Here is a 23448-nt window from a genome sequence, read left to right as displayed (position 1 = left end):
CGTCACCGTAGTGGGACCGCGGTCAGTGCGCGATGGTCGTCTGCTGGTAGAGCGCGAGCCGCGTCCGTCCTCCCGTGCGGCGGTAGACGCTCGTCATGAGCGCGACGAACGGCTCGGCCTGCCCCTCGCGGGTGGCGGTCGCCCGGTAGACCAGGGCGGCGGCGTCCGTGCCGACCGGGACGGCCCGCGCGTCGGTCAGCGTGTACGTCGCCCACGGCGGGGCGTCGTCGAGGGAGGCCGCGATCGCGTCGCGGTCGAGCACCATGCCGTTGGTGAGGACCATGAGGGCCTCCGCCGTCATGAGCTCGCCGTAGAAGGCGCCCCCCTGCGACCGGCACAGGGCGTCCCACCCCCGGTGCTCGAGGGCGAGGAGGGCGTCGAGGGTGAGGTCGGTCATCGACCGAGGCTAACGAGGACGACGCCCCCGCCGAGGCGTTCCGGACGCTACCGCGGAACGAAAGGCCGCGGCGCGGTGTTGCACCGCGCAGTACCTCGTTCGGAGCGATCGGGAGGGGACCGCCGTGCGCGTCGCCGTCGTGGGTGGAGGACCGTCGGGCAGGGCGATCGAGCGGGCCCTCGTGGAGCGCGGGGCGACGGCCACGCTGGTCTCCCGCTCCACGGGGTTCGACGTCCTGCGGGACGACGCCGTCGAGCGACTCGGGGGCTCCGACGTCATCGTGGAGGCGACCGGGCACGCGACGACGAGCAGGACGGTCGCGACGGACTTCTTCACGCGGTCGACGCGCGCCGTCGCGGCCGCGGCGCGCGCGTCCGGCGCGCGGCACGTGCTGCTCTCGATCGTCCACTGCGACCTGCCCGAGGTTCAGGGGTACGGGTACTTCGCGGGGAAGGCCGCCCAGGAGCGCCTCGCCCGGGAGGTGAGCGAGGACCTCGTCATCGTGCGCTCGACGGCGTGGTTCGAGTTCGCCCGTCAGAGCCTGGACCGGTTCTCGATCGGTCCGCTCGCCCTCGTCACGCAGATGCGGATGAAGCCCGTCGCGCTCGACGCCGTGGCGGGGGTGATCGCGGACGTCGCGACGGGGCGCCGGGCCGGCACGGCCGTCGACCTGGCGGGGCCGGAGGTGCTCACCCTGTGGGAGATGACGCGGCGGCTCCCCGACCGGCCGGCCGTCACCGTGCCGCTGCCCGTCCCCGGCCGCCTCGGACGGGCACTGCGTGACGGCGCGCTCGTGCCGGGCGACGATGCCGAGGTGGTCGGCCCCACCTACGCGGAGTGGCTGAGGGCCGGATCGGGCTGACCTGAGCGAGGACCGGTGAGGGCGGGGAGGATGGCCGCGGCGGCGGCCACCGCCGCCCCGAGGAACGCCGCCGGGTAGCCGGCCTCGGGCACGAGGGCGCCGACGGTGCTCGCTCCGGCCGCCTGCCCGAGGATCAGCGTGACGAAGGCCAGCGCGGTCCCGGCGGGCGCCCGTGGCGCGTCGATCTGCACGGTCCAGGCGATGAGCGCCCCGCTCCCGGCGGTGTAGCCCCACCCGAAGGCGGCGCACGCGGCGAGCGCGAGGGGCGTGCTGTCGGGCACGAGCGCGAGCGCCGCGGAGGCTGCGGCGAGGGTGCCGGTGGTGACGACCCAGGCGCGCTGCGCTCCGAGCCCGCTCACCCACCGTGCGGTCGGGGCGACGGCGGTGCCCCCGGCACCGAGCGCGATCCACGCGGTCACCGAGACGGCGTCGCCCGCGCCGGAGTCGACGAGGAACGCCCGCCCGTAGTTCCACACCGCGGCGGAGCCGGCACCCATGAGCAGGGCGGCGGCGAGCACTCTCCGGTGGGCGGTGAACCACGACGCCGGGGGCAGGGCCCGCGTCGTCGGCCCGGGGGAGCCCCGTCCCATGGTGAGCAGGACGGCGGCGCCGGCGGCCAGGGTGACGACCGCCGCGACCACCCAGACCACGCGCCAGCTCGGCAGGAGCGCGAGCGCCAGTGCGCCGGCGACGGCGAGCCCCGGCCCCGTTCCCGCGTTGACGATGGACTGGGCGCGCGGGTGGCGCCGGGTCGCCGGGTGGTCCTGCAGTGCGGCCACGAGCGCCGGTGAGGCGAGGCCGGCACCCGCCGAGCTGACGATCGCCGCGACGGCGAAGACCGCGGGGCTGGGGGCGAGGGCCATGCCGGTCGCGCCGAGAGCCGCACTGAGCGCCGCGACGACGACGAGGGCGCGGGCGTGGCGTGCGGCCGTGAGGAAGCCGAGGACCGCCCCGGCGCAGTAGAGCACCGACGCACCGCCGGAGACGACGCCCGCCGCGGCGACGCCCAGGCCGAGCTCGTCCTGCACGTTCGGCAGGACGAGGCCGTAGGCGAGCCGGACGAGGCCGTACGTGGCGGCGATGAGGCCCGTCCCGGCCGCGAGGAGGGGCAGGGGTGACCTCGAGCCGAACGAAAACGGACGTTTCACATTGGGGAGTCTAGGGTGCAGCCATGCCGATCCGCGCGAGCACCGAGGCTCGGCTCCTCGACGCCGCCGACGAGCTGTTCTTCTCGAGGGGCATCGCCGCCACCCCCGTCGACGCCGTGCTCGCGCGCGCCGGGGTGTCCGCCGCCACGCTCTACCGCGGCTATCCCAGCAAGGAGGCGCTGGTCGCGGCGGTGCTCGAGCGTCGCCACCGCGTGTGGCTCGAGGAGTGGGACCGCGCGATCGCGGCCCAGGAGTCGCACGAGGGGCGGCTGCTCGCGGTCTTCGACGCGCTCGACACCTTCCGCGCGCGACCCATCGGCTCGCGGTGGTGCGCGTTCCTCGGGGCCGCGGCCGAGTACGCCGACGCACCGGCCGAGATCGCGCGGGCGGTGCGCCAGGACACCGACACCATGCGCGCCCGGCTCGCCGGGCTCGCCGCCGCGGTGGACGCGCGGCGCGCGGACGAGCTCGCCGACCAGCTCCTCCTCGTCGTCACCGGTGACCTCGCCATGCGGCTCCGGTCCCCGGGGCACACGACGGCGACGGCGCGCAGCGTCGCTGCCGCGCTCCTGGCCCGGTGAGCGGCCGACGGACGGTCGGTCAGAGCGCGGTGCGCGCGGTGCGCCGGGCCTCGGCGCTGAGATCGTCCCCGCGCCGCGCGAGGAACGCCTCGAGCCGGGAGGCGTCGACGCGACCGATCTCCCGCAGGGCGGTGCCGACCGTGGTCTGCACGAACCGCTCCGGATCGGCGGCGAGCAGCTCGCACAGGGCGAGCGGGTCGTCGAGGTCGCCGGAGCGGACGAGGGCGTAGGAGGCGACGACGGCCGCGCGACGGTGCCAGCGGTTCTCCGACCGGGCGAGCGTGAAGAGCACGTCGCGCGGGCGGTCGACCAGGTACGTGCCGACGACTCGCGGCGCCGAGCGGTCGATGTAGTCCCAGGTGTCGATGCGGTCGAGCCGCCGCATCCACAGCTCGTACAGCGCCCGACGCTCCTCGGCGCTGATCCGGGGCCGGCGGGCCTTGAAGTCGAGGATGCTCACAGCGACCATGCGCTCCTCGTACGCGTCGCTGTCGAGGAGGCGGTCGACCTCGCTCAGCGGCATGGCGGTATGCGCCTTCGCGATCGCGAACACCGTTCCCATGCGTACACCGATGACGGTTGTCGTCTCGTTGGTCATCCGGGCGAGGATCTTGCGCCGCTGGGTCTTGTCGGCCGCTGCCATGAGCGAAGCGTGCACGGCTGCTGCGGTGGGGGCGGCATCGGTCGTGCCATGGGCCATCGCGGAGCCCCTCACTCGTGCCCGCCGGGGTCGCGGGCCCCGTCGTCCGGCCTGCCGACGAGCGCCGCCATCTTGTCCAGGCACTGCTCGAGCCCGGCGCGCGACATGTCGCGCGACTCCGACGTGCCGTAGCCGGCCTCGCGCATGTGGAGCCGGGTGCGGCCCTCGCCGAGGTCCTCGAGGCGCACCTCGTGCTCCCCCCGCTCGGGGACGCCCTCCGCGGGGATCCCGGCCTGCTCCGGGGTGATCGCCGTGCCGGCCGCGTCGGTGAAGGTGAAGACGTACCGCAGGTGCCGCGGGGCGTCCAGGTCGGTGATGGTCCACGTGCTGTGCTGCTCGAACCCGCCCCACTCCTCGGGCGCGCGCATCGTCACCGCGATGCGCCCGCCCACGCGGACGTCGGCCTCGGCCCGAGGGCAGGTGAACCCGGCCGGACCCCACCACCGGCGCAGGTCGGCCGGCTCGGTCCATGCTGCCCACACGCGCTCGACCGGCGCGGCGAAGTCCCTCGAGACCTCGACATCGAATGTTCCCGCCACGGCGCCCCCTCGCATCGTCCTTGGGCGCGACGCTACCGATCGCCCGGGGCCGCTGCCATCACTTTTAGGCTCATGCCGGGAGGGCGTAGAAACTGGCGGTACCCGTGGTGGACCTTGGCGACCTCGCCCCGGTAGCCGTACGCGTCGAGGAGCTGCCCGGCGACGTCGCCCATGCCGTTGAGCCTCAGCGACCGCGACCACACCTGGCTCCCCAGGTCGGCCAGGCCTTGCCCATCGATGCACCTAAAGCGGTATCATCGTTGAATGACGATGCCGAGCACCCCGGAGACCCGCGTCGCCGACGACGCCACGGCGCTCGCGGCCGCCGCCTGCCTCTTCCGCGGCTTCGGCGACCCCTCACGGCTGACGATCCTGCGCCACCTCGCCCTCGGCGAGCACCGGGTCGTCGACCTCACCGAGCACCTGGGCCTGGCCCAGTCGACCGTGTCGAGGCACCTCGCCTGCCTGCGGGACTGCGGCCTCGTGACGTCGCGGCCCGAGGGGCGGGCGTCCGTGTTCCGGCTGACCCACCCCGAGGCCCTTCTGGAGCTCCTGGCCGCCGCCGAGCGGCTGCTGGCGCTCACCGGGGACGCGGTGACGCTCTGCCCGACGTACGGCACCGCCGACCCGACGAGGGAGGAGGTGCCGGCATGAGCGGGACCCGCGAGCTGGGGGCCATGGAGGTGGAGCGCCTCACCCGCCGGGGACTGCGCCTGGCCCAGTTCACTGTCGCGTACAACGTCGTCGAGGGGGCCGTCGCGATCACCGCGGGCCTGCTCGCCGGGCTCGTGTCCGTGGTCGGGTTCGGCGTCGACTCGGGGATCGAGTCGATCGCCGCCGTCCTCGTCGGCCTGCGGCTGGCGGCGCGGCTGCGGCACGGCGACACCGACGAGCGGAAGGAGCGGCTCACCCTCAAGGCGGTCGCCGTCACCTTCTTCCTCCTCGCGGCCTACGTCACCGTCGAGGGCGTCCGCAGCCTCCTCGACGGCGAGGCGCCCGAGAGCTCCCCGCTCGCCATCGGGCTGCTCGTCGCCTCGATCGTCGTCATGCCGGTCCTGGCGTCGATGAAACGCGCGGTGGGACGGCAGCTGGGCGACAACCTCATCCTCGCCGACGCCGCCGAGACGCGGATCTGCGTGCTCCTCAGCGTCTCGACCCTGGCCGGCGTCGGGCTCTACGCCCTCACCGGCGCGACGTGGCTCGACCCGGTCGCCGCCTTCGTCATCGCCGCCTTCGCGGTCCACGAGGGCAGGGAGGCCTGGGAGGGCGAGCTCGTCGAGGACGACGATGACGACTGAGCGGGCCGCGCTCGCGGCGCTGGTCCTGTACGGGCTCGGCCTCTTCGGCGCGTTCGCCGTCCGGGCGTGGGTGCACCGTCGCGCCACCGGGTCCGCGGGCTACCGGGGGCTGTCCGGCGCGCCGGGATCGGCGCCGTGGTGGGGCGGCATCCTGTTCGTCGCCGCCCTCGTGCTCGGGGCGGCGGGCCCGGCCCTGGCCGTGGTGGAGGCGGTCCCGGCGGCCGTCGCGCTCCCGGCCGCACTCCCGTGGACCGGCGTCGGGCTCATGGCGCTCGGTAGTCTCGGCGTCCTCGCGGCGCAGGCCGGCATGGGCAGCTCGTGGCGCATCGGGGTGGACCCGGCCGAGCGCACGGACCTCGTCACGACGGGCGCGTTCGCCGTCGTCCGCAACCCGATCTTCACCGCGATGATCGCGGCGCTGGTCGGGCTGGTCCTGCTGGTGCCCACCGTCGTGACGGCTGCGGCGCTCGCGTGCCTCGCCATCGCCGTCGAGGTGCAGGTCCGGGCGGTCGAGGAACCGTACCTGCGGCGCGTGCACGGGGAGGCGTACGCCCGGTACACCGACCGGGTGGGGCGGTTCGCGCCGCGGATCGCCCGCCGTCCGTAGCGGAGGGCGGGGCGCGGAACTGGCGAACTCGGCGCGAACTAGCGAACTCGGCGCTCGCTCGTGCGCCGAGTTCGAGGGTTTGTGCCGAGTTCGATAGGAGGAACTAGCGAACTCGGCGTGAAATAGCGAACTGGGCGTGAAACAGCGAACTCGGCGTGGAGTGGGCAGCAGGGTCGCCCACCGGCGCGGACACCACGAGGGGGCGCGCGCCCCGGCCCCGGCACCACGAGGGGGTGCGCACGCCCTCCAGTCGCGCGCACCCCCTCGGGTCCCCCCCGGGGATTCAGATGGTTCTAGTGCGCCCGCGCGGCCCGTCGTCGCGCCCCGAGGGAGGCGAGGACGCCGGCCGCCGCGAGGGCGAGGGCGGTGGCGACGGCCACGGAGGCCCCGTCGGCGCCCGTGCTCGGCAGCGCACCACCCGAGCCGGATCCGCCATCGGCCCCGCCGTCGGCGCCGCCGCCCGGCCGCCCGGCCGAGGGCCCACCCTCGCCCGGCGCCCGCGTGGGCGTCGTGGTGGGCTCCCCGCCCGGCGCCCCGTCGCTGGGCCCGTCGCTGGGCCCGTCGCTGGGCCCGTCGGTGGGGTCCGGCGTGGGCTCACCGGTCGGCTCCTCGGTCGGGAGATCGGTCGGCTCCTCGGTCGGGAGATCGGTCGGCTCCTCGGTCGGGAGATCGGTCGGCTCCTCGGTCGGGAGATCGGTCGGCTCCTCGGTCGGGAGATCCGTCGGGTCCTCCGTCGGCACGTCGGTGGGGTCCTCGGTCGGCACCTCCGGCTCGGGGACCGTGACGTCGAGCTCCGCCGTCACGCCGTTGACCGTGACGGTGAGCGTCGCGACGCCGCCGCTGAGCGCGGTGAGCGCCCCGGTGCGGGGGTTGTACCGGAGCACCCCGCCGGCCTCCTCGAGGGCGTCGTCCTCGTCACCGGCCGGCACGGAGCCGTCGTCGATCCGGACGTCGTCGCCGCCCCACTGGGCGGAGACGGGCCACGCGACGGGCACCTCGCGCCCCTCGTCCTGGACGAGGGTGGCCAACGCGGTCGCGCTCTCGCCCACCTCCAGGGTGTCCGGGCCGGCCAGGTGCAGCGCGTCGACGCGGGCCATCACCTCGGCCCGCATCCAGGCCAGGCGTGCGTCCGGCACGGCGGGGACGTCCCCGACCACACCCGCGGCCGGGTCCACGCCGAGCATCGTCCACCCGGTGAACCCACCGGTGGCGGGGGTGCCGCTGGGACCCTTGCCGGAGTTGCCGTTGACGAGGTAGCTCACGCCCTCGCTGCTGCGTCCGTGGAAGACGCCGACGTGCCCGTTGACCATGGCGGCCGACTTGCCGCTGCCGGAGCGGAAGTCCGCCAGCGTGCGCTCGATCGCCGCCGCCTCCTCGCGGTCGCCCAGCTGGCTGGCCTTGTTGGGCAGCGGGTCCTGGGTGGGGTGGTGGGAGAAGACGAGGACACCGCTGACGGCGGGGTCCGCGGCCGCGTCGGCGAGCTGCTCCTCGAGCATCCGCAGCTGATCGATGCCCCCGGACAGGTAGGTGCCCCCGGCGGTGTTGAGCGTGATGAGGCGCGTCCCGTCGAGGGTGCGGGCGGTGCTGGGCGCGCCGAACTCCTCGATGAAGTTGGAGATCGGGCCGCCCATGATCTCGTGGTTGCCGGGGACGTAGACCCACGGCACCGCGTCGCCCACCTCCTCGGTGAGGACGGTCCGGGCCAGGTCGAAGTCCGCGGGGGACGCCTCGTCGACGAGGTCGCCGTTGATGACGAGCACGTCGGGCTCGGCGGCGACGATCTCCCGCAGCGTCCGCCGGGCCGCCTCGACGAGGGGGCTCGTCGGGTTGGCCGCGACGAACTGGGCGTCGGACATCACGGCGACCTGGAGCGGGCGGTCCGTGACGGTGCCGTCGGTGACGATCACCGGGTCGTGCACCGGCGTCACCTGCGGCGCGTCGACGTCCGCGGCGAGGACGACCGACAGCGGGCCGACGGTGACGTCGCCGGCGTACTGGGCGTCGGGGCGGGTCTCCATCATGCGGACCCGCTCGAACGTCAGCGGGTAGGCCATGCCGGCGGGGACGGGGAAGGAGACCTGCTGCCAGCCCTCCCACTCGACGAGCGCACCGTCGAGGTTGGTCACCACGCCCTCCCCGGTGCGCACCTGCAGCCGGGGCCACTCGCCGTTGCCCGAGCCCTTGACCCACAGGGTGAGGGAGCGGGGCTGGCCGGGGAGCACGACCGGCTCCGGGGCGATGGCGTAGAAGCCGCGGGTGCTCGTGGAGGTGGTGAAGTCGTACGTGAGGCGCAGGCCGTTCGTGCCGGCCTCGGGGCCCTCGGCGGGAGCGGTCTCGCCGGTGGCGCGCGCGACGTCGTAGGTCCAGTCGGCGGCGTCGGCGAGGTCGAGGACCTCCACCTCCTCGAAGCCGACGGTGAGCGCCAGGTCGACGACCGCGTCGCCGACGACGAGCGAGGCGGTCCCGCCGCCCTGCTCGAGCGAGGACTCGACGGTGAAGGCGTCGACGCCGTCGGGGGTGATGGTGAAGCCCTCCGGGGCGGTGACGGTGACGTCCTGGACCTCGATCGGTGATCCGTGGCCGTCGGCGTCGTAACCGGTGAGGTGGATGGTGGCCGCGTCGTCGGTCGCCTCGAGGGCGATGACGTTGCGGTCCGCCCGCACGTGGTCGAGCGCGCCGAGGACCTCGATCCCGGTAGCGGCGGTGAGGCCGCCGGCCGCGTAGGTGAGCGTGGCCCGGCCGCGCTCCTCGCCCTGCACGACGGCGGTGGCGCCGTCGGTGGTGAGGGTGACGGCGTCGGAGCCCACGGTGAAGGTGCCGTCCACGGCGACCGGCGCGAGGTTCGCGTCGAGCCCGGTGCCCGCCAGGGTGCGGTGCAGGCCCGGCAGGACGGTGTCGGCGCCGTCCAGGTCGCTCACGGGCTCGACGGCGACGTCGGTCGCGGTGCCCGCGGGGGCGCTGGAGAAGAACGCGAGCGAGTTGGGCACCGGGCGCTCGACCCCGTCGGAGGGGCGGTTGAGCACCGTCGTCTCCGCGTCACCGGCCAGGCGCGCCACCATGGTGGTCGAGCCTCCGCCGTCGAGGTTGACGGCGTCGTGGGCGCCGAGGTCCGCGAGCAGCTCGGCGAGCTCGATGGTCGACATGCCGCGCCCGAAGTGCGCCCGCCCGTCGAGGGCCAGGGCGAACAGCTGGGTGCCGTCCTCGCTCACCCCCACGGCGGTGCGGGGGTGGACGGCCGCGTCGGCCGCGACGACGACGCCGTCGGCGATGAGCACCTCGCCACCGGTGAGGGCGACGTCGGCACCCACGTCGGTGGTGATGTCGAGGCCCACCTCGTCACCGAGGCTCAGCGAGGCGACGAGGTCCGCGCCGGCCTCGCGGCCGAGGAGGACGAACCCGTCCTCCGGGATGCTCGGCGCTCCACCACCGAGCCCGATGGCGGTGACGACGCCGTCGACCACCGTCGCACGGCGGACGTTCGGGGAGACGGACTCCGGCCCGCCCACGGGACGGTCGAGGGTGTGCCCGCCCCACGCCGGGGTGTAGACCCCCACGGACCCGGCGGGCAGGTGCGGGGTGTTGACGCCCCCGGCGCGGTGGTCCGTGCCGTCGACGGTGACCGTCGCGACGGCGGCGACGCCCTGGACCGCGGCGAGCCCCTCGGTGATCGTCAGGCCGGCCCTGGGCGTCGACGTCCCGTTGAGGACGCCGTCGCGCGAGACGGCGGTGCCGTTGGCGGCGTCGGAGTAGTTGATGTCGAAGAAGTCCCCGTTGATCGCAGCGACCGCCCCGTTGTTCGCCAGGTGCTCGGAGACGGTGGCCGGCTCGGTGACGGCGCCGGAGTTGACGACGTCGACCGACAGCGTGGGCACGGACAGGTCGGCGACCATGACGGCGCCCGCCGTCCACCCCGCCTCTTCCTGACGGGAGAACCGTGTGACGTCCAGGCCGGGCGCGACGCGGTCGGTCTCGGCGGTGGCGAAGACGCCGTCGGCGACGAGGTCCATCCCGTGCGGCGCGACGACGGTGCTCGCGGCGGGGGTGGCCAGCGTGGCCGAGGCGGTGGCCATGGGGGCGAGCAGGAGGGCGGCGCCGGCGGTGGCGACCGCCGCCCGCCGGTTCCAACCGGCGGCGCTGCGGGGGTTGTGCACGGATGAGCTCCTTCGTGGGTGCGGGTAGCCGCGACGCTAGGGCGGACGGGTGACGGTGCGGTTCCGTGTGCAGGTCGCGTGCGCGACCACGCGATGAACCCGAGGTGAACGCGTCTGCCCCCATCGGCGTCGCCGCTCGCCTCGCACTCTCCCAACGGTGAGGATCGGCGTCAAACACTTCCGGACCGACCTTTGTCGATGAAATCCAGTTCCATGGCTGGCTGGCTGGCTGGCTGGCTGCCGGTCGGGCCCCGGGGTGCGGCGAGCGCGTCCGGCACGGCCCGGCGTCGGGATGCGGCGTGGGCACGCCGGCCCCCGCGGGGGAGCGGTCGCTACGGTGGGGCGACGTCACGACCGCGGAGGAACCGTGCAGCCTTTCCCGGCAGGCCGCGCCGGCGCGGTGCTCCTGGTCCTCGCGGCCGCCGGCTCCACCCAGTTCGGGGCCGCCGTCGCGGCCCTGCTGTTCCCGCGCGTGGGTCCGCTCGGCGTCGTCACGCTGCGCCTCGCCCTGTCCGCCGCGATCCTGCTCGTCCTCTTCCGCCCCCGGCTCTCCGGGCGGAGCGCCGCCGACTGGCGGCTCGTGGCCGCCTTCGGCCTCGCGCTCGGCGGGATGAACACGGCGTTCTACGCAGCCATCGACCGCATCCCGCTGGGCGCCGCCGTCACGCTCGAGCTCCTCGGCCCGTTGGCCCTGTCCGTCGTCGCCGCCCGCCGGTGGACGAGCCTCGTGTGGGCGGGGCTCGCGCTGACCGGCGTCGTCCTCCTCGGGGGCGGTGACGTCCGGGGCCTCGACCCGCTCGGGGTGCTCTTCGCGCTCGTCGCGGCGGCCCTGTGGGCCGCCTACATCGTGCTCAGCTCACGGGTCGGCCGTCGCTTCGCCCGCGCCGACGGGCTGGCGCTAGCCATGGCCGTCGCCGCGGCGCTGAGCCTGCCGTTCGGGCTCGCCCACGCGGGCGGCGCCCTCCTCGCGCCCGGGACGCTGGCTGCGGGCGCCACGGTCGCCGTCCTGTCCTCGGCGTTGCCCTACAGCCTGGAGATGGCCGCTCTGCGGCGGCTGCCGGCGGCGACCTTCGCCGTGATGATGAGCCTGGCGCCCGCCATCGCGGCGCTCGCGGGCTTCCTCGTGCTCGACCAGGCGCTCGGCCCGGTCCAGCTGGCCGCGATCGCCCTCGTGGCGCTCGCCAGCGCCGGCGCGGTGCGCGCCGCCGGGCCGCGCGGCGCGGACGCCGCGCCGCCGTGAGCCGCTCGCCCGGCAGGAAGTAGCGAACTCGGGCACCGCGGCGGTGCCGAGTTCGCCAACCCATGCCGAGTTCGATAGTTCTGACTAGCGAACTCGGCATCAAACAGCGAACTCGGCATGAAACAGCGAACTCGGCGAGAAGCAGCGAACTCGACGCCCACCGCTACCCCAGGGTGGCGCGCGGCGCCACCTCCGAAGGTCTAGAGACGTGCGACCTGGGTGCGGGCTACCGTTTCAGGAGGGACCAACGGCGGTCCCGACGGGTCCGTCCGACGCCCAGCATCCATCTCGCCGAAATGAGCCATCGATGCGCCGACCGTTGACAGCAGCACTGACCACCCTCACTCTCGCCGCGGCGGCCGCCCTCGGGCCGGCCGCAGCCGCCGTCCCGGACGACGACCCGTCCGGACTGCCCGCGCAGGCGGGCATCGACGCCACCGACAAGGTGGTCCCGGCGCTGCGCGACGCCCAGGGCCGCGTCACCGCCTTCGTCCAGCTGGACGCGCCCTCCGCGCTCGACGTGGCCGAGTCCGGCGGCAGCGATGCCGCCGTGACGGCCGCGGCGGCGGACATCGAGGCCCTCGCCGACGACGTGGTGCCGCAGGCGAGCGCACGGGCCCGCACAGCCGCGCCGGTCCAGCTCTCCGTCACCACCAAGCTCCTCGCCGGCACGATCGTCACCGGCGAGGCCGCGCAGGTCCGCGCGCTGGCGGCGTCCGAGGACGTCGTCCAGGTCTACCTCGTCACCCCCAAGACCCCGGACAACAAGGGCACGGACGTCTTCACCCGCGCCATCGAGGCCTGGGAGCAGGCCGGCGGGACCGGCGCGGGCATCCGCATGGGCATCATCGACACCGGCGTCGACTACACCCACGCCGACTTCGGCGGCCCCGGCACCGAGGAGGCCTACGCCGCCGCCTACGGCGAGGACGGAACGGGCCCGATCCCCGCGGGGCTCTTCGACCCCGAGAAGTTCCTCGGCGGCTACGACTTCGCCGGCACCGACTACGACGCCGGCGCCGACGACCCGGCGCTGGGCGTCCCCCACCCGGACCCCAACCCCATCGACGGGCCGTACACCGGCGGGGGCAGCGGGCACGGCACCCACGTCGCCGGCACCGCCGCGGGTTACGGCGTCACACCCGACGGGGAGACCTTCCGCGGGGACTACGCCGCGCTGGAGGACATCCGCGACTGGCAGATCGGCCCGGGCTCGGCCCCGGAGGCCGGCATCTACGCCCTCAAGGTGTTCGGCGACGACGGCGGCAGCACCAACGTCACCATCAACGCCCTCGAGTGGGCGGCCGACCCGAACAACGACTTCGACTTCAACGACCGCCTCGACGTCGTCAACCTCTCCCTCGGCGCCGCCGAGGCCCCCGTCGACGACCCGGAGAACCTCTTCATCGACCAGCTTGCGCGCCTGGGCACCATCCCGGTGATGTCGGCCGGCAACTCCGGCGACATCGTCGACGTCGGCGGCTCGCCGGGCAACGCCGGCAGCGCGCTCGCGGTGGCGAACTCCGTGGGCGACACCATGACGTACGACGCCATCGAGGTCGTCGACGCCGCCAACGACGCACTCGAGGGCCTGCACGCCGCCCAGATGACCGTCGCCTACGCCAGCGACGCGGACGTCACCGCCCCGGTCGTCTACCTCGGCGCCGACGTCAGCGGGTGCACGTCGCTCGCGCCGTACGCCGAGCAGATCGCCGGCAACATCGTCTGGCTGTACTGGGACGACAACGACGCCACCCGCGCGTGCGGCAGCGTCGCCCGGTGGAACAACGCGCAGGCCGCCGGGGCCGTCGGCGTGCTCATCGGGTCCGAGCTCCCGTTCTTCTCCGCCGGGATCTCCGGCAACCCCGCCGTCCCCGGCGCCCAGCTCACCGACGACGTCACCGACCTGCTCCTGCCGGAGATCCAGGCCGGCACGCTCACCGTCCGGCTCAGCCCGTCGCTCGCCGGGGCGGCCTTCGTCGAGGACGACACCCTCGCGGACACGCTCAACAGCGGCTCCTCGCGCGGCGCCCACGGCTCGCTCGGCATCGTCAAGCCCGACGTCGCGGCACCGGGCACGTCCATCTCGTCCGCCGCGTCCGGCGCGGGCACCGCGGCCAACACCCTCTCGGGCACGTCCATGGCCGCCCCGCACGTCGCCGGCATCGCCGCGAACGTCCAGGCGGTGCGGCCCACCTGGGACGCCCAGGAGGTCAAGGCGGCCGTGATCAACACGGCCACGCACGACGTCTACCGGGACCAGGGCCCCCAGGGCCCCGCGTTCGGCCCCGAGCGCGTGGGTGCCGGGCGGGTCGACGCCCTCGATGCCGTGAGCACCGAGGTCATCGCCTACGACACCGAGAACCCGGCGTCGGTCACGGCGACCTTCGGCATCGTCAACGTCGCCGACGAGGTCGTCGTCGAACGCCGCACCATCACCGTGGAGAACAAGTCCGCGGCGCCGGCGTCGTTCGACACCGCCTTCACGCGGTCCACGGCGACCGGTGGGGCCACCATCGCCGTGACGCCGGCCTCCATCACCGTCCAGCCCGGACGGACCCAGACGGTCACCCTCACCCTCACGGCCGACCCGGCCACGCTCGTGCGGGAGATGGACCCGACGCAGGGCGTGAACTCGGGGGTCGGGGTGCCCCGGGACTTCCTCGCCACGCTCTCCGGGCGGCTGGTCCTCACGCCGCAGGGGGACGAGGGGGGCGAGCTCCGCGTGCCGGTGCACGCCGCCCCGCGCCTGGTGAGCGACCTCGAGGCGGAGGAGCCGGTGACGTTCGACGGCCCTGCGGACCTCACGGCGCCGCTCGTGCTCACCGGCCGCGGCGTCGACTCCGGGCACACCGACGACTCCCTCGGGTGGGTCTCGTTCGCCGCGCCGATGGCACTCGTCGCGGAGAGCCCGCAGCTCGAGGAGTCCGACGTCGCCACGTCGCCGTCGTCGGTCGCCGCGGGTGACGTGCGCTACGTCGGCTTCGCGTCGACCGCCCCCCAGCTCGCCGACGCGGGCAGCGACCCCCTCCTCGGCGTCGTCGGCATCGGCATCGCGATGCAGGGGGAGTGGCCCACCCTGGGCACGAACGTCATCCCGGTCATCGACACCGACGTGGACAGCGACGGGGACGTCGACCTGCAGACGACGATCCAGAAGCTCTCGGCCGACGACGACGTCACGGTCGCCGTGACGACCGACCTCGCCACCGAGGAGACCGTCGAGGTCCTGCCGATCAACACCCAGTTCGGCAACGTCGACACCACGGTGTTCGACAACAACGTCCTCGTCGCCCCGATCAGCGTGGACCTCTTCGACCCCGAGACGGTGCCGACGTTCCAGGTGTGGACGTTCTCGGGCTACGCCCCGAGCGGCACGGACATCATCGACACCACGGAGGAGTTCACGGCCGACCCGTACGCGCCGGACTACTGGTTCGACGGCGGGGCACCGAACTCGCTGCTCTTCGTCGCCGACGACGGCACGGAGCTCGAGGTGCACCGCGCGGCCGACCTGGGCGAGGACCCCCCGCCGCTGCTCGTCCTGCACACGCACAACGCCACCCCGGGCTCCCGCGCCCAGGTCGTCGACGTCGTCGTGGAGGAGCCGCAGGTCGTCGCGACCACGACGACCCTCGCGGTCTCGGGTGACCGCACCGCCGGGGAGGAGCTCACGCTCACCGCGACGGTCGCACCGCCGGAGGCGACCGGCACGGTGACGTTCTTCGACGGCGCGACGGAGCTGGGCTCGGCCCCGGTGACCGGCGGCACGGCGAGCATCACCGCGACGCTCAGCGCCGGCAGCCACACGCTGACGGCACGGTTCACCCCCGCCACGGCCGCGTTCGGGCCCTCGACCTCCGCCCCGGTGACGGTGGTGGTCGGGCAGTCCGCCTCGACCACGACGCTCACCCTGTCCGACGACCGGGTGGCGTTCGGGGAGCCGGTCACCGCCACCGTGGTGGTCACCGGCGCCTCGGCGGCCCCGAGCGGGTCCGTGGAGATCCGGGTCGGCGGGCAGGTCGTCGCCACCGGGACGCTCGTCGTCGACGGGCTCGTGGGCACGGCGACCATCGCGCTGCCGCAGAACCTCCCGGTGGGGCGGCACGACCTCGTCGCGGTCTACGCCGGCAGCGCCGACGTCGCCGGCTCGACGAGCGCCCCGGCCCGGCTGGTCATCGCCAAGGCGTGGCCGGACGTCAGCCTGGACGCCGACTGGCGGGTACCGCGCGGGTCGGACGCCGAGGTCACGGTCACGGTGTCCGGGAGCGACGGAGCGCCCGTCCCGACGGGAACGGTGACGGCGTACGCCAACTTCCGTCGCATCGGCCCCGTCACGCTCGACGAGAACGGCACTGCGGTGCTCACCATCCCGGCGATCCGCTCGACGACGGTCATCACCGTCCTCTACAGCGGTGACGCGGGGTACCACCCCGGCCTCGACATGGGGATCATCACCGTGGGGCGCTGACCCCACCCAGCGGCCCGGTCCCGGCAGTCGCCGGGCCGGGCCGCTGCGCGCCTGGGCCAGAGCTGCCGTGGTCGAGCCGCGCCCGGGGTGCGGCGGTCCGCGTCCGCTGGTAGACAGCCCGCATGTCCATGGCACAGCCGTTCCAGCCCAACATCCGCCCCGACGAGGGGATCCCGGCCGCCGACGCCGGCGCGGGCGCCCCCGAGCCGTCGCCCGGCTTCGGCATGGGCGGGGAGGACCCCGACACGGTCGCCGACGCGCGCGAGGCCGACGGCTCCGACGAGCCCGACGACCTGCGCGCGAAGCCCTAGCGACCGACGGGCCACTTCCTGCCGCCGGCGTCCTGCCGTCCGCCTGCACCGGGGCGACCGGGAGGCGATACTCGGCACGGGGCACCACCGTGCCGTCGTGCGTGCCGAAGGAAGGAACCCACGTGTCCGCAGGTAGTGAACGGCCGGTCCGGGACCGGTCCCAACGGATCCCCCTGGGTCTGGGGGAGCAGCTCGTGGGCGCGTGGCGCCTGGTCGCCTACACCCGCACGGGCATGGACGGAGCGGTGAGCCACCCGCTCGGTGAGGGGGCCTCCGGCTCGATCCTCTACACGCCCGACGGGTACGTCTCGGTCCAGCTGGCCGCCGCGGGCGCCACCGACCCGGACGAGCGCGGGGCTGTCCGTTACCTGGCCTACGCCGGGCCGTTCGCCGTCAGCGCCGAGACCGGCCGCCTCATCCATGAGGTCGTCGTGTCCGTCGACGAGGAGGCCATCGGCGGCAGCCAGGAGTGGGAGGCCCAGCTCGAGGCGGGCACCCTCACGCTGCGCTCCGGCCCGGAGGACCCCGGGACGACGCTGGTCCTCGAGCGAGAGGCCCCGCGCCAGCTGTGACGCAGGTCACGTCGCCTCGGGCTTGCGCGCTCCCGGGGCGGGTGGGCTATGGTGATGGAACAGTTGCAGTGATTTCATCGGTCTTGTGTGCCCCCGGTTTCGGCCGGGACGCTTTGCCTTCTTGGAGCAGACGACGAACACCGTAACAAGCGGCATCCGAAAGGCGGGTGCTGTTTGAATGCTCTGGAAGGAGTACCACATGTCCACAGGTACCGTGAAGTGGTTCAACGCTGACAAGGGCTTTGGCTTCATTGCCCCCGACGACGGCGGCGCCGACGTCTTCGTCCACTACTCCGCCATCTCCTCGAGCGGCTACCGCTCGCTGGACGAGGCGCAGAAGGTGGAGTTCGACACCACGCAGGGCCCCAAGGGTCCCCAGGCGGAGAACGTTCGCCCCATCTGATCTGAGTCTCGAACCTCCTGAGGTTCGTTCTCGAAGGCCCCGACACCTCACGGTGTCGGGGCCTTCGTGCGTCCTGGCGCGTCGTCCGCACCACCAGCGCCGTCCCAGACGAGGCGCCCGACCCCGTCCGGCCGCGCGCCGGCCGCCGGCACGTGCGCGGTGATCCTCCCGTCCGGCCTGAGGTGGCGCCGGCCTCCGAGTGCCGGTTGCCAGGCGTAGGCGATCCCCGTCTCCGGGAGCCACTGCTCGAGGGCCTCGCGTCGCACGTCGTCGTTGCGCCGGCTCCCCGGGAAGCGCCGGACGTCGATGACGCGCTCCACGCCCGCCCCGGCCAGGAGCGATGCCAGGGCGACGCGGTCGAGGGAGCCGTGCCCGACCGTGAGCAGCCGCATCCGGCCATTGTGGTCTTGGCGACCCGGTGACGGCGCGGGACCATGGCGGGGTGGACGACGTCGGGGGGCGGGTCGCCGAGGCGATGGCCGCCGTCGACCGTCGGGCGTTCCTGCCGCGACGGGTACGCGGCCGCGCCCACCGCGACGTGCCTCTCGCGATCGGGCACGGCGCCACGTGCTCCCAGCCGAGCACGGTCGCCCGCATGCTCGTCCTCCTCGGTCCGGGACCCGGCCACCGGGTGCTCGACGTGGGGTCCGGGTCGGGCTGGACGACGGCGCTGCTGGCCCTGCTCGTCCCCGGGGGCTCCGTCGTCGGCGTCGAGCTCGAGCCCGAGCTCGCCCGCAGGGGAGCCGCGAACCTCGCCGCGGCGGGCGTGACCGGCGCCCGCATCGTCGAGGCCCTCCCCGGTGTCCTGGGGCTGCCCGACGGCGCGCCGTTCGACCGCATCCTCGTCTCGGCCGAGGCGACGGAGCTGCCGCCCGCGCTCGTCGGCCAGCTCGCGCCGGGCGGGCGCATGGTCCTCCCGGTGGCCGGGCGGATGCTCGTCGTCGACCGGGCGCCCGACGGCGGCGTGCGCACGCGGGCGGAGGGGGCCTACCGGTTCGTCCCCCTGCGCTGAGCGAGGGGCGGCCCGCGGGGCTGGCAGGCTAGGACGGTGCCCACGACGCCCGGTTCGCTCATGCTGCTCCGGCACGGGGAGAGCGTCGGCAACGCCCTCGGCATCTTCACGGGCGTCCTCGACGTCGCCCTCACCCCCGTGGGCGAGCAGGCGAGTCACGACGCCGGTGCCCGGCTGGCGGCGCTGGGGTGGCGGCCCGACGTCATCCTCGCCTCCGAGCTGGTCCGCTCGTGGCACACCGCCGACCTCGTCGCCGAGGCCCTCGGCGGGGACGTCCCCGTGGTGCGCGACTGGCGGCTCGACGAGCGCAGCTACGGCGCCCTGTCGGGCTACCTCAAGACGGAGGTCGCCGAACGGTACGGCGTCGAGCAGTTCCTCCACTGGCGCCGGTCGCTCGAGGGCCGCCCGCCCGCCCTGGCGCCGCAGACGGTCGCGCTGTGGCGCACCCTGCCCCCGTTCGCCGGCCTCCCGCCCGAGGCGGTCGCGGCCACCGAGTCCCTGGCCGACGTCGTCGTCCGCCTCGAACCGCTGTGGCGGGGCCCGCTGAGCGAGCACCTGCGCGCCGGGCGCCACGTCCTCGTCGTCGCGCACGGGAACTCCCTGCGCGCGCTGTGCGGGCTCCTCGACGACCTCGACGGGGAGGAGCTCCGTCGGCTCAACCTGCCCAACGCCCGGCCGCTGGCCTACGAGCTCGGGCCCGACCTGCGGCCCCTCGTCCGGGGCGGCCGGTACCTCGACCCTCGAGCCGCGCACGCCGAGGCGCTCGCCATCGCCCAGCAGGGCGGGACCTGAGCCGAAGGTCTGGCCGAAAGTTCACCGGCACCGGTGTGCCCCGCTTATGATCATGGCTAGGCTGACCCATTGTGTGCGGCAGCGTGGCCGTACACCCCGAGGGGGTCAGTTCCATGAAGGCCATCGTTGCTGGCATCGCCAGCCAGGACATGATCCTGCCGGTCGAGAGCTTCCCGGTCCCGTACACACGGGTGCGTTCGGTCCCGCACGAGATCGTCACGGGCGTGGGCGGCGTCGGGTTCTCCGTCGCGCGCACGCTCGCCGCGCTGGGGGACGAGGTCTGCCTCGCCGCACCCCTGGGTGAGGACGCGGCCGCCGCGGCCATCGACGCCGCCGCGTTCCGCTTCGGCATGACCACCGCGCTGTGCTCCCGCACCCTGCCGCGCACGCCCCGCGCCGTCGTCCTCGTCGACCCGATGGGCCGACGCCAGATCAACGTCGACCTCGGGGACGCCCCGTCGGCGCTCCTCGACCCCGACCACCTCGAGGAGCCGCTGCTCACGACGGACGTCGTCGTCCTCGGCAACATCGACCTGTGCCGCCCGCTCGTCCGGATGGCACAGGCCGCGGGGGTCCCGGTCATGGTCGACCTGCAGGACGTCCGCGGCGTGGAGAACCCCGACGACGAGGACTTCCTCGCCGCCGACGTCGTCTCCATGTGCAACGACCGCGTGCACGGCCGGGAGGAGGAGGTGCTGCTCTCCCTGCGGGACCGGTCCACCGCCCGGCTGCTCGTCATGACGCTCGGCGACGACGGCGCCCTCGTCCTCACCCCGGAGCTGGCGGAGCCGGCGCGCGTCGCCGCGTACGACGTCGGCGAGGTGAGCTACCCCTCCGGCGCCGGTGACACGTTCTTCGCCGCGCTGGCCCACTACCTCTACGCGGAGCGGCTCGCGCCGCTGGCGGCGGTGCGCCGCGCCGTCGTCGCCGCCGCCTGGGTGATCTCCCACCCCGGCGACCCCGACTGGCTCAGCACCGAGGTCGTCGACGCGGTGGCGGACGGCGCCACCGACGGTGCCCCCGAGGCCCAGGCCGGGGCCGAGGCGGGCGCCGGGGACCCTGACCGGGGCGCCGCCGTCGGCTGAGCGGAGGGCCCCCAGACGCACGACGCCCCGAGGACCGGCGGGGTTCTCGGGGCGTCGGGTGGGACGGCTCAGGAGGCGGGGACCTCGTAGCCGGCGTCGGTGCACGCCGTCTCGAGCTCGCCCTCGGCCGCCTCGGAACCGCTGACGTCGACCGCGGAGAAGTCGGCGAAGGCCGGCGCCTCCTCGCCCTCGGGCGGGTCCTGCGCGGCGGCGGCGTTGTAGAGCTCGACCGTCTCGGCGAAGGGGGCGTTGATCTCCTCGAAGGTGCCGGCGAGGGCCTCCGGGGCCTCCTCGGCGAGGTCGGAGATCCGCTGCTCGAGCATGTTGATCTCGCCGTAGGCGACGTCGTCCGTCACCTCGCCGGCGGTGAGCGCCTGGCGGGCGGCCGCGGCGCGCTGGGCCAGGGGGGTGCCGGTGCCCTCGTAGTAGGCCTCGCAGCTGGTGATCTCGGCGGACGCCTCGGCGGTCGCCGTGGCCTCGGTGGTCGCGGTCTCCTCGGGCGTGGTCGTGCTGTCGCTGCAGCCGGCGAGGCTGAGCCCGGCCAGCAGTGCTACGGAAACAAGTGTGGTGCGTCGCATGCCGTCGACGCTACGCCGGGGCGTCCGGCACCTCCCAGCGGGGGCGGGGTGATGCCGGACACGGTCCACGGCGGTGCCGTGCGGCCTAGGCCGTCGCGTCGTCGTCCGTGCCGACGTCGTCCGGGTTGACCGCATCGGGGTCGTCCTCCGGCTCGAAGGTGTTCGCCTCGCCGTCGTTGCCCAGCCCGACGCCGGTCTCGGGGTTGGGCACGTCGCCCGGGGCCCGCTCCTCGGTGCCCGGCACGGCCGCGCGCTCCTCGTCGTGAGTGCTCATGAAGCCAGCTCCTTCAGGTCGGTGTCGCTCGATCACCTGAGCCTTCCCCGGGTCCGGGGACGGTGCAACCGGACCGGGGTCAGCGGTTCTCCCGGAGCTGGCGGAGGACGAGGACGATGAGGGCGACCACGCCACCGGTCGCGGCCGCCGCGAGGAGGAGCCTGACCCACAGGGGCAGCCCCTGCAGCCCGGTGCCCGGGGTCTCGCTGGTCGGGTCCTGGGTGGGGGCGACGTCGTCCGTGGAGCCCGCCAGCGTGGCCGCGGGACTCGGGGAGGGCGCTGCGGCCGGGGAGGTCGGCTCGGCCGCCACCCCGGTGACGGTGAACCCGAAGGCGCCCTCGATGGGGTGCCCGTCGTTGGAGACCACCCGCCAGGCGACGTCGTACCCGCCGCCGGGCAGGGCCGAGGCGAGCGGCAGCGTGACGTCGGGGCCGGCCACCTCCGGGGTCCCGTCGGCCACGACGTCACCGGCGGCGTCGGTGACGACGACGACCGGGCCGACGTCGAGGACGTCACCGCTGAAGGTGAGGCGTACCCGCTCGGGGGAGGCGTCCAGCACGGCGCCGTCGGCGGGCTCGGAGGCGACGAGGGCGTCGTGAGCCTGAGCGGGCAGGACGAGCGTGGGCAGCGCGAGGAGGACGAGCGCGAGCGTCGCGAGGGCGAGCCGCACCGGCCCGTGGAAGGCGCTGCGGACGACACCGGTGGGACGGGACGGGGCGGTCATGGGGCCACCATAGGCGCTCCCCCTCAAGGCCCAGCGGCTGCGGGTGGGGACGCGGTCAGGGTCCGCTGACCAGGCGTGCGACCTGGTACCCCCCTTCGTCGTAGACGAGCTCGTAGTCGGTGCCGGGGTGCTTCCCCTCGGCGTAGGTGGCGGCATCGCGCGGAGCGTTGCCGCCCCACGTGGAGTTGAGCTGGTCGACGACGACGTACTCGGTGGCCGGGTTGTCCCCGTTGCCGGACCAGTAGGTCGTCGTCGTCGGCACGAGGTAGGCGAGGAGCGCGATGTCGCTGGCGACGGTGACGTCCTCGGGGACGGCGTCGAGCGCGCCCTGCGCCGCCTCGGCCCGCTCGGCCGGACGGTAGGACTCCGCCTCGACCAGGCGCCCGAGGACGAGGTCGGGCGTGGCGAGGAGGCTGACGAGGAGGGAGACGGCGATCGCCGCGGCCGCCCGCCCGCGCCCCGGTCCGCGGGAGGCCTGGGCGCTGGCTCGGGCGCCGTCGTCGTGCGGTGCGGCGGGGACCGAGCCGTCGGCGGGCGGGTCGCGCGGTGGGCCGGGTGCCGGCGTGCCGTCGCCCGAGGTGGGGGTGGCAGGCGCGTCGTCGTCCGCGGCCCGGGGGCCGAGGGCGTCGAGGAGGGCCGCGATGGCGACGGGCATGAGGACGGCGTTGTAGTGCCACGTCCAGCCCCAGTAGAAGTGGACGTTGCCGACGAAGCGCCACGCGAGCGTCGGCACCATGACGAGCATGAGCGGGGAGCGGAGCCCGACCACGCCGGCGACACCGACGAGCATGAGGGCCGTGACGATCTTCTGACCCGGGGTGAACACCGCGGCGATCGTCCCGAGCGGGTCGCCGGCGACGTCGCCGAGCGTGAGGCGGTCCGTGTAGTCCCACTGGCCGCGCGGGTTGAGCGCCGGGAGGATCACCTGCACCGCGAGGAGGAACCACACCACGCCCCACACCGCCAGGGCGAGGCCCTCGCGGCGAGCTCCGCGCAGGACGAGGACGAACCCCAGCACGGCGACCGTGAGCCCCAGGTCCTCCTTGACGAGCACCAGGGGCGCCGCCCAGAGCGCGCACACCGTCCAGCGGCCGCGCAGGAACGCCTCGAGGGCGAGGGCGAGGAGGGGGAGCGCGAACGCGATCTCGTGGAACTGGGCGCCGACCGCCCCCTGGATGCCGAACGAGAAGGCGTAGGCGACGCCGACGGCGACGCCCGCCCGGCGGCCGAGCCGGTCGACGGCGACCCGGGTGAGGGGGACGACGGAGACGGCGATGAGGAGCGCCTGGACCACGAGGAGCGTCAGGCCCGAGGGGAACAGCCGGTAGACGGGGCCGAGGAGGACGAGCACGGGGTGGAAGTGGTCGCCGAGGAGGTTGAAGCCCTCGCCCTTGATGGGGACGATCGGCGCGCCGAGGTCGGCGTAGGCCTTGGCGAGCTGGGTGAAGATCCCCAGGTCCCATGACGGCGACTCGAACCGCCGCCACTGGATGACGGCGATGAGCCAGTACACCGCTGCCGTCACCCCGGCGAGGACCCAGGCCTCCGGATGGCGCGGGGTGGGGAACCGGCGGCCGGCCCGCTGGCGGGCGGCGGGGAACCGGCGCCCGGCGCCTGGCGCGGGCGCTGCGCGGCGGACCGCCGCCGGCGTCGCCTCGTTGGCCGTGCTCATCGCACCTCCCGCGCTGGGTTCGCGGGCCGGG

General features: G+C 74.7%; 23 protein-coding genes. 13 read left to right on the top strand and 10 right to left on the bottom strand.

Features of this window, described 5'->3' with window-relative positions:
- Window positions 1-22 precede the first annotated feature (22 nt).
- Complete coding sequence (locus EBO36_RS14635; protein WP_122825259.1) at window positions 23-397, bottom strand: nuclear transport factor 2 family protein; 375 nt, start codon at window positions 395-397, stop codon at window positions 23-25.
- Window positions 398-521: 124 nt separating this feature from the next.
- Between EBO36_RS14635 and EBO36_RS14630 the strand changes: the two genes are divergently transcribed.
- Window positions 522-1259 carry an SDR family oxidoreductase gene (locus EBO36_RS14630; protein ID WP_187695823.1) on the top strand — a complete coding sequence of 246 codons (738 nt, stop codon included), beginning with the start codon at window positions 522-524 and terminating at the stop codon, window positions 1257-1259.
- Here the strand turns inward: EBO36_RS14630 and EBO36_RS14625 are convergent.
- A complete protein-coding gene (locus tag EBO36_RS14625) occupies window positions 1226-2407 on the bottom strand; it encodes an MFS transporter (RefSeq protein WP_164471495.1) in 1182 nt (393 codons plus the stop codon). The genes EBO36_RS14630 and EBO36_RS14625 overlap by 34 nt on opposite strands.
- Window positions 2408-2430: 23 nt before the next feature.
- Between EBO36_RS14625 and EBO36_RS14620 the strand changes: the two genes are divergently transcribed.
- Window positions 2431-2988 carry a TetR/AcrR family transcriptional regulator gene (locus EBO36_RS14620; protein ID WP_122825258.1) on the top strand — a complete coding sequence of 186 codons (558 nt, stop codon included), beginning with the start codon at window positions 2431-2433 and terminating at the stop codon, window positions 2986-2988.
- Between the two features lie 19 nt (window positions 2989-3007).
- Here EBO36_RS14620 and EBO36_RS14615 read toward each other — a convergent pair whose 3' ends face one another.
- Window positions 3008-3631 carry a DNA alkylation repair protein gene (locus EBO36_RS14615; protein WP_164471494.1) on the bottom strand — a complete coding sequence of 208 codons (624 nt, stop codon included), beginning with the start codon at window positions 3629-3631 and terminating at the stop codon, window positions 3008-3010.
- Window positions 3632-3699: 68 nt separating this feature from the next.
- Window positions 3700-4227 (bottom strand): SRPBCC family protein, encoded by a 528-nt coding sequence (locus tag EBO36_RS14610; RefSeq protein ID WP_244925305.1) that lies wholly within the window; start codon window positions 4225-4227, stop codon window positions 3700-3702.
- Between the two features lie 264 nt (window positions 4228-4491).
- On the opposite strand from EBO36_RS14610, the gene EBO36_RS14605 reads away from it, so the two are divergent.
- From EBO36_RS14605 to EBO36_RS14595, 3 genes are read left to right on the top strand one after another with little or no spacing between them, the layout of a single operon-like run.
- Window positions 4492-4881 carry an ArsR/SmtB family transcription factor gene (locus tag EBO36_RS14605; protein ID WP_222928734.1) on the top strand — a complete coding sequence of 130 codons (390 nt, stop codon included), beginning with the start codon at window positions 4492-4494 and terminating at the stop codon, window positions 4879-4881.
- Window positions 4878-5525, top strand: coding sequence for a cation diffusion facilitator family transporter (locus EBO36_RS14600; protein ID WP_122825255.1), 648 nt, complete (start codon window positions 4878-4880; stop codon window positions 5523-5525). Before EBO36_RS14605 ends, EBO36_RS14600 begins: the two co-directional genes overlap by 4 nt.
- Complete coding sequence (locus tag EBO36_RS14595) at window positions 5515-6132, top strand: methyltransferase family protein (RefSeq protein WP_122825254.1); 618 nt, start codon at window positions 5515-5517, stop codon at window positions 6130-6132. Before EBO36_RS14600 ends, EBO36_RS14595 begins: the two co-directional genes overlap by 11 nt.
- Before the next feature lie 293 nt (window positions 6133-6425).
- Here the strand turns inward: EBO36_RS14595 and EBO36_RS14590 are convergent, their stop codons facing one another.
- On the bottom strand, window positions 6426-10283 hold the full coding sequence (locus EBO36_RS14590) for a phosphodiester glycosidase family protein (RefSeq protein ID WP_122825253.1): 3858 nt from the start codon (window positions 10281-10283) through the stop codon (window positions 6426-6428).
- Between the two features lie 292 nt (window positions 10284-10575).
- On the opposite strand from EBO36_RS14590, the gene EBO36_RS14585 reads away from it, so the two are divergent.
- The 5 genes from EBO36_RS14585 to EBO36_RS14565 all read left to right on the top strand — a co-directional run bounded on the left by EBO36_RS14585 (window position 10576) and on the right by EBO36_RS14565 (window position 17280).
- The gene (locus tag EBO36_RS14585; RefSeq protein WP_122825252.1) at window positions 10576-11523 is read left to right on the top strand and encodes an EamA family transporter; all 948 of its coding nucleotides are present in this window, start codon (window positions 10576-10578) and stop codon (window positions 11521-11523) included.
- Window positions 11524-11842: 319 nt separating this feature from the next.
- Window positions 11843-15994 carry a S8 family serine peptidase gene (locus EBO36_RS14580; RefSeq protein WP_244925303.1) on the top strand — a complete coding sequence of 1384 codons (4152 nt, stop codon included), beginning with the start codon at window positions 11843-11845 and terminating at the stop codon, window positions 15992-15994.
- A gap of 122 nt (window positions 15995-16116) precedes the next feature.
- On the top strand, window positions 16117-16305 hold the full coding sequence (locus EBO36_RS14575; RefSeq protein WP_241237071.1) for a hypothetical protein: 189 nt from the start codon (window positions 16117-16119) through the stop codon (window positions 16303-16305).
- Window positions 16306-16427: 122 nt separating this feature from the next.
- Window positions 16428-16877, top strand: coding sequence for a lipocalin-like domain-containing protein (locus EBO36_RS14570; protein ID WP_164471493.1), 450 nt, complete (start codon window positions 16428-16430; stop codon window positions 16875-16877).
- 199 nt (window positions 16878-17076) lie between these two features.
- On the top strand, window positions 17077-17280 hold the full coding sequence (locus EBO36_RS14565) for a cold-shock protein (protein WP_122825249.1): 204 nt from the start codon (window positions 17077-17079) through the stop codon (window positions 17278-17280).
- 47 nt (window positions 17281-17327) lie between these two features.
- Here the strand turns inward: EBO36_RS14565 and EBO36_RS14560 are convergent, their stop codons facing one another.
- The gene (locus tag EBO36_RS14560) at window positions 17328-17672 is read right to left on the bottom strand and encodes a DUF488 domain-containing protein (RefSeq protein ID WP_122825248.1); all 345 of its coding nucleotides are present in this window, start codon (window positions 17670-17672) and stop codon (window positions 17328-17330) included.
- Window positions 17673-17722: 50 nt separating this feature from the next.
- Here EBO36_RS14560 and EBO36_RS14555 point away from each other — a divergent pair, with 50 nt between their 5' ends.
- The 3 genes from EBO36_RS14555 to EBO36_RS14545 all read left to right on the top strand — a co-directional run bounded on the left by EBO36_RS14555 (window position 17723) and on the right by EBO36_RS14545 (window position 20169).
- Window positions 17723-18292, top strand: coding sequence for a protein-L-isoaspartate O-methyltransferase family protein (locus EBO36_RS14555; protein ID WP_280525422.1), 570 nt, complete (start codon window positions 17723-17725; stop codon window positions 18290-18292).
- 36 nt (window positions 18293-18328) lie between these two features.
- Window positions 18329-19084: a 2,3-bisphosphoglycerate-dependent phosphoglycerate mutase gene (locus EBO36_RS14550; RefSeq protein ID WP_222928733.1), complete on the top strand. Its 756-nt coding sequence runs from the start codon at window positions 18329-18331 to the stop codon at window positions 19082-19084.
- A 113-nt stretch (window positions 19085-19197) separates the two neighbouring features.
- On the top strand, window positions 19198-20169 hold the full coding sequence (locus EBO36_RS14545; protein ID WP_122825246.1) for a carbohydrate kinase family protein: 972 nt from the start codon (window positions 19198-19200) through the stop codon (window positions 20167-20169).
- 68 nt (window positions 20170-20237) lie between these two features.
- Here EBO36_RS14545 and EBO36_RS14540 read toward each other — a convergent pair whose 3' ends face one another.
- The 4 genes from EBO36_RS14540 to EBO36_RS14525 all read right to left on the bottom strand — a co-directional run bounded on the left by EBO36_RS14540 (window position 20238) and on the right by EBO36_RS14525 (window position 23417).
- Entirely contained in the window at window positions 20238-20747 is a 510-nt protein-coding gene (locus EBO36_RS14540) for a hypothetical protein (RefSeq protein WP_122825245.1), read from the bottom strand.
- Window positions 20748-20832: 85 nt separating this feature from the next.
- Complete coding sequence (locus tag EBO36_RS14535; RefSeq protein ID WP_122825244.1) at window positions 20833-21021, bottom strand: hypothetical protein; 189 nt, start codon at window positions 21019-21021, stop codon at window positions 20833-20835.
- A 79-nt stretch (window positions 21022-21100) separates the two neighbouring features.
- Window positions 21101-21745, bottom strand: a complete 645-nt coding sequence (locus EBO36_RS14530) for a copper resistance CopC family protein (protein WP_164471492.1) — start codon at window positions 21743-21745, stop codon at window positions 21101-21103.
- A gap of 55 nt (window positions 21746-21800) precedes the next feature.
- Entirely contained in the window at window positions 21801-23417 is a 1617-nt protein-coding gene (locus EBO36_RS14525) for a DUF2079 domain-containing protein (RefSeq protein WP_122825242.1), read from the bottom strand.
- Window positions 23418-23448: the final 31 nt, after the last annotated feature.

The organism is Georgenia faecalis, from assembly GCF_003710105.1.
In the GTDB taxonomy this organism is placed as follows: Bacteria; Actinomycetota; Actinomycetes; order Actinomycetales; family Actinomycetaceae; genus Georgenia_A; species Georgenia_A faecalis.
Note: the sequence above shows the minus strand (reverse complement) of the source record. Positions and strands in the feature narration are given on the sequence as shown.

Bases quoted from the DNA above. Each gene is read 5' to 3' on its own strand.
- EBO36_RS14535 (WP_122825244.1), bottom strand. From the start codon at position 21,021: ATGAGCACTCACGACGAGGAGCGCGCGGCCGTGCCGGGCACCGAGGAG.
- EBO36_RS14635 (WP_122825259.1), bottom strand. From the start codon at position 397: ATGACCGACCTCACCCTCGACGCCCTCCTCGCCCTCGAGCACCGGGGG.
- EBO36_RS14545 (WP_122825246.1), top strand. From the start codon at position 19,198: ATGAAGGCCATCGTTGCTGGCATCGCCAGCCAGGACATGATCCTGCCG.
- EBO36_RS14530 (WP_164471492.1), bottom strand. From the start codon at position 21,745: ATGACCGCCCCGTCCCGTCCCACCGGTGTCGTCCGCAGCGCCTTCCAC.
- EBO36_RS14595 (WP_122825254.1), top strand. From the start codon at position 5,515: ATGACGACTGAGCGGGCCGCGCTCGCGGCGCTGGTCCTGTACGGGCTC.
- EBO36_RS14540 (WP_122825245.1), bottom strand. From the start codon at position 20,747: ATGCGACGCACCACACTTGTTTCCGTAGCACTGCTGGCCGGGCTCAGC.
- EBO36_RS14600 (WP_122825255.1), top strand. From the start codon at position 4,878: ATGAGCGGGACCCGCGAGCTGGGGGCCATGGAGGTGGAGCGCCTCACC.
- EBO36_RS14615 (WP_164471494.1), bottom strand. From the start codon at position 3,631: ATGGCAGCGGCCGACAAGACCCAGCGGCGCAAGATCCTCGCCCGGATG.
- EBO36_RS14585 (WP_122825252.1), top strand. From the start codon at position 10,576: ATGCGGCGTGGGCACGCCGGCCCCCGCGGGGGAGCGGTCGCTACGGTG.
- EBO36_RS14525 (WP_122825242.1), bottom strand. From the start codon at position 23,417: ATGAGCACGGCCAACGAGGCGACGCCGGCGGCGGTCCGCCGCGCAGCG.
- EBO36_RS14575 (WP_241237071.1), top strand. From the start codon at position 16,117: ATGTCCATGGCACAGCCGTTCCAGCCCAACATCCGCCCCGACGAGGGG.
- EBO36_RS14620 (WP_122825258.1), top strand. From the start codon at position 2,431: ATGCCGATCCGCGCGAGCACCGAGGCTCGGCTCCTCGACGCCGCCGAC.
- EBO36_RS14605 (WP_222928734.1), top strand. From the start codon at position 4,492: ATGACGATGCCGAGCACCCCGGAGACCCGCGTCGCCGACGACGCCACG.
- EBO36_RS14565 (WP_122825249.1), top strand. From the start codon at position 17,077: ATGTCCACAGGTACCGTGAAGTGGTTCAACGCTGACAAGGGCTTTGGC.
- EBO36_RS14560 (WP_122825248.1), bottom strand. From the start codon at position 17,672: ATGCGGCTGCTCACGGTCGGGCACGGCTCCCTCGACCGCGTCGCCCTG.